10 protein-coding genes and 1 pseudogene are annotated in these 7,150 nt (G+C 59.1%); all 11 read right to left on the bottom strand.

The genetic code is table 11. From position 1 onward, the window contains the following. Positions 1-2,043, bottom strand: a 2,043-nt coding sequence (locus Q2B33_RS17930; protein ID WP_300914139.1) for a phage tail tape measure protein, incomplete at its 3' end; no start/stop codon positions are given. A 5-nt stretch (positions 2,044-2,048) separates the two neighbouring features. Beyond that, a complete protein-coding gene (locus tag Q2B33_RS17925; RefSeq protein WP_300572189.1) occupies positions 2,049-2,261 on the bottom strand; it encodes a hypothetical protein in 213 nt (70 codons plus the stop codon). Between the two features lie 56 nt (positions 2,262-2,317). Beyond that, on the bottom strand, positions 2,318-2,686 hold the full coding sequence (locus Q2B33_RS17920; protein WP_300572187.1) for a hypothetical protein: 369 nt from the start codon (positions 2,684-2,686) through the stop codon (positions 2,318-2,320). Beyond that, the gene (locus tag Q2B33_RS17915; RefSeq protein ID WP_300572185.1) at positions 2,683-3,354 is read right to left on the bottom strand and encodes a hypothetical protein; all 672 of its coding nucleotides are present in this window, start codon (positions 3,352-3,354) and stop codon (positions 2,683-2,685) included. Before Q2B33_RS17915 ends, Q2B33_RS17920 begins: the two co-directional genes overlap by 4 nt. 1 nt (position 3,355) lies before the next feature. Further along, positions 3,356-3,706: a hypothetical protein gene (locus Q2B33_RS17910; protein ID WP_300572183.1), complete on the bottom strand. Its 351-nt coding sequence runs from the start codon at positions 3,704-3,706 to the stop codon at positions 3,356-3,358. Beyond that, entirely contained in the window at positions 3,706-4,140 is a 435-nt protein-coding gene (locus tag Q2B33_RS17905; protein ID WP_300815773.1) for a hypothetical protein, read from the bottom strand. Before Q2B33_RS17905 ends, Q2B33_RS17910 begins: the two co-directional genes overlap by 1 nt. Further along, positions 4,133-4,480 (bottom strand): hypothetical protein, encoded by a 348-nt coding sequence (locus tag Q2B33_RS17900; RefSeq protein WP_300572179.1) that lies wholly within the window; start codon positions 4,478-4,480, stop codon positions 4,133-4,135. Before Q2B33_RS17900 ends, Q2B33_RS17905 begins: the two co-directional genes overlap by 8 nt. Then, a complete protein-coding gene (locus Q2B33_RS17895) occupies positions 4,465-4,737 on the bottom strand; it encodes a hypothetical protein (RefSeq protein ID WP_300572177.1) in 273 nt (90 codons plus the stop codon). The genes Q2B33_RS17900 and Q2B33_RS17895 overlap by 16 nt, the downstream gene beginning before the upstream one ends. A 32-nt stretch (positions 4,738-4,769) precedes the next feature. Continuing rightward, on the bottom strand, positions 4,770-6,005 hold the full coding sequence (locus tag Q2B33_RS17890; protein ID WP_300572175.1) for a phage major capsid protein: 1,236 nt from the start codon (positions 6,003-6,005) through the stop codon (positions 4,770-4,772). Then, on the bottom strand, positions 6,002-6,703 hold the full coding sequence (locus tag Q2B33_RS17885; protein ID WP_300572173.1) for a head maturation protease, ClpP-related: 702 nt from the start codon (positions 6,701-6,703) through the stop codon (positions 6,002-6,004). Before Q2B33_RS17885 ends, Q2B33_RS17890 begins: the two co-directional genes overlap by 4 nt. Beyond that, positions 6,642-7,150, bottom strand: a pseudogene (locus Q2B33_RS17880) (hypothetical protein); the annotation flags it as partial. The gene Q2B33_RS17885 and the pseudogene Q2B33_RS17880, both read right to left, overlap by 62 nt.

Raw genomic sequence — 7,150 nt, 5'->3', positions numbered from 1 at the left:
GTTGACTGCCTTCTCCTTCAGGGATGCCACCTTCTCCGAAGCCTTGTCGCGCAGCTCCTCGAATTTGCTGACTGCCTTCTCCTTCAGCTCCTCTGCCTTACTGCTGACCTTCTCTGCCATTTCATGGAACTCCTCCGAAGCTTTCTCCTTCAAATCGGAAAAGAATCCTATGACACCATCAATCGCACCGCCTATCGTGTCCTTAATTGCGCCCCATGCCTTGCCGGCCCATGCGCATATCTCATCCCAGTTCTTGTACAATGCGACACCAGCGGCCACTAAGGCAGTAATCACGCCTATTACAGCCAATACCGGAGCCCCAATCGAAGCTATGGCCGGAATCAGCGTCGTCCCGATGAAGGAAGCCGCTGTGCTGAACAGCCCAAACAATTTCGTGGCACCCGTGACCAGGCCGCCCCCTATCTTGATGATGCTGCTGATTCCTCCGGAAAGCTTGCTGCCTATCTTTAGGAGGCTGCCCACCCCGCTGACAAGCTTGCCTCCCACAGAGACGATGCTCCCGATTACGGAAATGCCCTTTCCGAAAATCGTAAGCACCGGCCCGGCTGCCGCAGCCAAAAGGCCGATCCTGATAATCAGCCCCTTCGTCCCATCGTCCAGCCCGGCAATCCAGTCGCATACCGCGGAGAGCCATTCGACCCCCTGCTTCAGGTACGGCATGACAAGCTCCACGAATTGGATGAACAGCGCCTCTACCTGGGACTTCAGCAAGGTAATCTGGCCGTTCAGGTTATCGTTCATGGTATCTGCCATTTCCTTGGCCGCGCCATCCGAAGAATCTATAGCCGCAGCAAGGCTGTTGAAGTCCTCTTCACTTGCATTGATGACGGCGAGCATCCCGGACATGGCCTCTTTCCCGAACAGAGTGGCTGCCGCCTGAGCCTGTTCCTCCTGGGACAAATCCGAAAAGGCATCCCGCAGCGCCAGCATCACCTCCCGCAGGGACTTCGTGTTCCCCTCGCTGTCCACCAGCAGATGGTTCTGTATCCCTGTGGTCTCTATCTCACCTTCCTGTGCCGCGTTCAGATCATTGATGGCGGCTTCCAGGTTGTTCTGAGCCTTCTCAAGGTTCAGGGCTGCCGTCTGCGCCTGGGAAGAGCTGGCTCCATACTTCCCCACCGCCTCATTGTATTTGATCTGAGCCTTCTGCATGTCGATGGTCTTGTTCTCGACTTTTGTCTGAGCCTTCTGCAGCTTCCCCTCATCAATGACGGTGGCGGTCTCCTCCGTAGCCAGCCCCAAGGAGACCATCATCCCCACCATCTCATCAGTGGGTTTTGCCAGGTTCGTCAACGAGGCTCTGAGAGATGTGCCTGCCTGGGAAGCCTTTATGCCGCTATTGGCCATCAGCCCCACCGCCAGCGCCGTATCTTCAGCCGAAAAGCCCAGCGCACCGGCCACGGGTGCCACATATTTGAACGTCTCGCCCATCATCTTCACATTCGTATTGGCATTGCTGGAGGCCTGCGCCAAAAGATCCGCAAAATGCTCGCTATCCGAAGCGGACAGCCCGAAAGCCGTCAACGAGTCCGTCACGATGTCCGAGGTGATCCCCAGATCTTCCCCGGAAGCCGCGGCAAGGTTCATGATCCCTTCCAGGCCTGCCAGCATATCGTTGGTGTCCCAGCCAGCCATGGCCATATACTTCAGCGCCTCCGCGGATTCGCCGGCAGAGAACTTCGTGGTCTTTCCCATTTCCTCCGCCTTGTCCCGCAGCGCGGCAAGATTGTCTCCTGTCGCTCCGGAAATGGCGCCTACCTCCGACATCGCCGCTTCGAAATCCGCTGCAGTGCTTATCGCTTTTGTCCCCAGGGCCACAAGGGGCGTCGTGACGCCCAATGTCATCTTCGTTCCGGTAGAGGACATCTTGTCGCCGAACTTCTCGATCCTTTCGCCGACCTTTTCCATTCCGCTGCCGAATTTAGTCATGAAGTCTTCTGCAGCCTGCTCCACCTTCTGCATGCTCTTCTCCGCGGCATCCGTATCTATGAATATCGACCCGAACAGTTTGAACAGCTCCATCTATGTCACCCGATTATCCCTTTCACATCCTCCAGGATCTCCGCCGCAGACCTTCCGTCCCCATCTCCATGCTCCCCCTGCTCCGGAAGCAGCTCTGCCTTGAACTCCTCGAACCCCATGCTGGCCTGGTACATGATGGCCCACCGCAGGAAGAGCCTGTCCTCCTCCTCGGCATCCGAAGCATGGCACACCAGCTCGCAGCCCTCCGCGAAGGGCATGGCCAGGACGCTGGCCGCACCGCCGCCATACCGCCGGTATACCAGATCCTCCAGCCTTACAGCTTCTCGGCAAAATCTGAGGCTGAACGCAAAAAATTTGCCACGTTGTTCTCCTCGCATATCCGCCTGATATCCTCTATGAGGCCGTCCAGCGGGCGGTTCCTGATGTCCTCCGGCTTGTTCTCGCAGATGCCAGCCATCAGGTCATAGAACTCTTCCTCCGCCTGCTGGCTGGTGCAGGAGGACAGCACCTTCATGGCCGCGTCCATCCATATGCCCCCTTTTCCCGCATCTCCCTTATGGGCACCCTCAACCGCATCCTCCTTTTTGGCCGCCTTATAGGCATCCTTGACCGCATCCATAACGTTTGTGTTCTTCAGCAGGCGTGCCATCTTGAACACGTCCCCGGTATTTATCTTCCTCAAGCTCCGGCACCTCCTTCCATGGTCTCCCCGCCATCCTCACCAGCCTGTCCCCCCTGTGGCTTCTTCGGGTACAGCACCTTGAACGGCGGGCTGTCCAGGTCATCGTCCGTGTAATGGCCATAGAACGTCATGGGTATCGTGGCCTCGTTCTTGTCCTGCACGGTGAGCTTCAGCCCCTCCGTGTTCAGCCCGTTGTAGACCTGGATGATGACAGGCTCGCTGCTGCCGCTCAGGGTGCCGATCCAGGTCACGTTGTCCAGATAGTCCTCCAGGCCTATGGCCGCGTTCCCCGTGATCACGTCATATTTCTCATCCGATTCCGTGTCCACGGTAGCTGCTCCAAGCGCCGCCTTGATGGATTCCGCCGTGGTCTCCAGCACTGTGGCCTTCAGGTACACGTCCCAGGAGTCGATGGTCTCCAAGCCTTTCGCGCGGCCTTTCACGCCGTCCACCTCAATCTGCCGGATTGCCGCCACGGCAGAGAACTCGCCTCCACCCTTAGTGGCCCCGATCAGCTTACCCGCCTGCACGGCGGAATCGAACGTGTCGTTGGAAGTCCCGCCCTCCTCATATGTAAAATTCTTGAAGAACGCCCCTGCGTCCAGCAGCAGGTGCTCCGCTGTCTTCTTCGTATAGCCGGAATATGACCTCTTCTTTCCTTTTCCCATCTCAATCCTCCATCTCATAGACGCGCATCTCGAACTGCTCCCGCACCCGCTTGATTGTCTTGTCCGAATCCGGGATATTCTGGCGCGCCCCCTTGAATATCCTTATCAGATGCCCCTCTGTCATATAGTTGCACCGGTGCAACTTCCCCTCCAGGCCGTCCATCATGCCCTCCGCCCGGGAATAATATGGATGCTGGTCCCAGGCATTGACCTCCAGCGTATAGACCTGCTGCCCAGCATCTTCCGTCAGCCTCCGGGCAGAAAAGACCATGTACGGATACGCCGCATCCTCCGGAGCCTCCTCGCAGTATGCCCCGGTCAGTGCCTCCAGCACCTTCTCCAGGCCCCCCATCAGTCCTCACCGCCTCCCCGATACTCCGCATCGCTAGTCAGCGCCAGGGCCCTGGCCTCATCTTCCAGGGCCGACAGGTATTGGCTCTCTATCCTGATGATGTCCGGGATATTGTCCTGTACGGCGCTTGTCAGGATCCCATGCTTTTTCATCTTGCTGGAGCCCAGCTCCTGCTCCGTGCCGTACCATGTCCCATGCTTTATGCCCACCAGCAGGTCGCCCTCGTTCTTCCTGGCCCAGTACTGGAAAGCCCCTTTTGAGCCCCTGACGCGCCTGGACTTTTTCATGCTGTTGTGGTAGAGCTTCTGCGCGGCCTTGTTGGACGTGATACACACGTACTTGCCCACGTCCCTGAGCGCCGCTCTGGTCAGCTCCCTGATGGTATAGGCGCATCTGTCCACGTTCGACACAATCTTCAGGCCATCCTTAGTCACCCTTGTCACTGACGGCGGCAATGGCATCCCTCACACCTCCATAACATGTAATCTCCAGCTCGTTGCCGGCGGTACGGTACGTCCTCAGGACTGTGTACCTGACCCCCTCATGAATCAGGTATCGCTGCCCCTGGTAGTCCATATAGTCCGTCAGCTTGAACTTGACCTCCGGCTTCTGCCCGGCCGTCTGCGCCTGGTAGAACTCGCTCTGCCCGATGGACTTCAGCTCCGCGAAGACCGCGTCCGACATTTTCAGCTCCATGGCCGGATCCCCGTAGGAATCCCTTTCCCCTGACGCATCCGGCACCATATCCGCGAAATATATCATCTCGTCCCGCATCTGTACCCCTCCGCCATGCTCATGGAGTCCCGCAGCCCCTCATAGTTCTTCAGGAACTGCTCCCCCTTCCCCAGGTAGTCGAACTGAGCCTTGCAGTACAGCTCCACCGCCTTGTCCACCAAAGCGTCATCCGCCTCCGGGTCGATGCCCACCCGGCCCATGTCCAGCCGGGCGGCCTCGATGTTGCCGGCGATGTCATCATCCATGCGGGAATGGCTGATGCGCATCTTCTTCCTCACCTGTTCAGCCGTTATCATGGCAAGCACCTCCATCCCTGGGCGGCAGCCGCTTAAGCTCCCGCGGCAGCGGCCTCCTTCAGCAGCGCATGCGCCTTGTTGGTCACCACGTTCCCGTCCATGATCGCATATCCCACATAGTCCGTGGTGCGCTCCTTCACATGATCCTCCGTCATCATGCTGACCTCTTTGTTGACGTTCAGGTGATACCCGTCATGTGCGTTGGAAAGCAGGATCTCGCCATCCTTCATGGAGTCGTCCTCCTTCACGGGCATGCCAAGGATGCGGAACTGTCCCTGGTTCGTCACATCCGGGACGAACAGGGGGCGCTTGTTCTGATCCAGAATCATGGCAATCTTGTTCCAGATGGTGAAGGAGTTGGCATAGATGGCCAGCCCCGCGCCATACCCCGACTTCACCTTGGCTCTGGCCTTCACGATGTCATCATATTTGGGCACGGTGCCATTGGCATATTCCGCCACCTGCAGGGCGCCCTCCTCCGCCTCCAGCGCCGTGACCGTCCCCATGGGCTCCGGCTTGCCGGACGCCGCCTTCTCCCCGGCGCCATGGGTGACGCCATATCCTGCGGCCGCGCCCATCTTCTTGGCCATCTTGCGCTGTATGTAAGGGATGAAGTCCTCAATCGCCATCTCCCGCAGCTTCCAGGATACCGTGATCGCCCTGGACAGCTCGCAGCCGCCAAGGGTGTACTCCTTGAACGCCTCCTTCCCGTCCTCGGTCTTCGTCCCCTCCTCATACCATGACGCCTCTGAAGAGGAATCCTCCTGGATCATGGTGAGCAGCCCATTGACATACGTCTTCGCCACATCCGCAAAGTAAGGGTAGTATTCCCCTGCCATCTCCCAGATTCCCTTGCTGACGGTCTCCGGAATCACGATGCTGGTATTCTTCGTGGTATGGGTGTAGGCCTCGTTGACCAGCAGAAAGCTGCCCTTCTCGCTGTCGCTCATAGGCTTCCCCATGAGGTGCTTCGCCCATGCGCACTTATACTCCTCGGATTTCCAGGCCTTTATTTTCGGGTCGTCATCACTGGAACCGTCCTCCCCTCCAAAGGCTTCGTCCATGTCCCCCATCGGGTTCTTCGCCGTCTGGGTGCCGTTGAGCGCCGCAAAGTCCGCCGCTGCCTGGGCGATGGCATCCCACTTCCCGTCCAGCGCCTTCACCTCCTCCATCTTGGCATTGGCCTCGTCCACCTTCCCCGCGTCCAGAAGCCCCTGGGCCTCGTCCATCAGCTTCCTGCGCATGGCTTCATACTGCTTCCTGTTCATGCTCCTTCTCCTTTCGCTTTCAGCTTTAAAAAATCCAACCTCGCATGGGCCATCCGGGATGTGTCCTGCTCCCCAGCTCCCTCCTTCATGGCCCTGCCCGCCTTCTCCATCTGCTCCTTCGTGGGAAGGGAGAACAGCGGCCCTGCCATCAGCGGTGTGGCCTCCTTTCCGTCCCGGAACATCACCGCGTCCACCAGCCCCCGCTCCAAGGCCTGCTCCGCGGTGAGCCAGGTGGTGCGCTCCATCATCTCCAGGGCTTCCTCTTCGGTCATGCCGCTCTTGTCCATGTATGCGCTGCACAGGGCCCTGTCCGCCGTCCGCAGCACCTCGGCCGTATGCTCCAGGTCGCTGTGGTTCCCCTCTGTATAAGTGGACACACAATGAACCATCATCAAGGCCGTGGGCGACATCTCGCAGTAGGCCGCCATGGCCGCCACGCTGGCGGCGCTACAGGCCTCCCCGGTGATGTAGATCCTCACATTGTCCTTCCTGCCCTTCAGGAGCGTGTAGATCTCCGCCCCTACGTCTATGACGCCGCCCGGGGAGTTGATGTACACCTCAATCTCATCCCCGTCCTGGAAAGCGTCCATCACCTGCTGCACGTCCTTCGGGCAGGTGCAGTCCTCCCCGAAGAAGTCATAGTACCATTTGTAGTCGTTCGGGACCATCACGCCCCGGATGTTTATCCTGTGCTTCATCCTTCCCCCTTTCCGCAGTTTCCAGGAGCCCCTCCTCCCGCCCGTCAAGGGCAGCCTGTCCTCCTGCTGCCCCTGCTCCTGTAAGGGCAGCGTCCCGGAAGAACATCTCAGGCCCCGCCCTGTCCGCCTCTAGCAGCTTCACCATCACGCCCGCCATGGCCTCGACTTTCCCTGTATCCAGCGATTCCGCCATCCCCAGCAGCCGCTCAGCCATGTCCACCACCTGGGTGTCCAGCCTCCTGATGGGCTGGTCGCCGCCCTCCACCGGGGCCATGTTCATCACCGCCCGCCACTCGTTGGGCGTCATGGCGCCACGGTCCACCATTGCCTGCATGGCCAGCTTGGACTGTAGGCTGGCGCACTGCAGGTTGCTGGCCTCGAAGACGATGCGGTTCCCGCACCCCCTCTCCCTCCGGGAGAAGAGCCTGACGGAATATGTCTCCCCCA

Source organism: uncultured Acetatifactor sp., assembly GCF_948601915.1.
Lineage (GTDB): Bacteria > Bacillota > Clostridia > Lachnospirales > Lachnospiraceae > Acetatifactor.
This window is presented reverse-complemented; position numbering and strand designations above follow the sequence as displayed.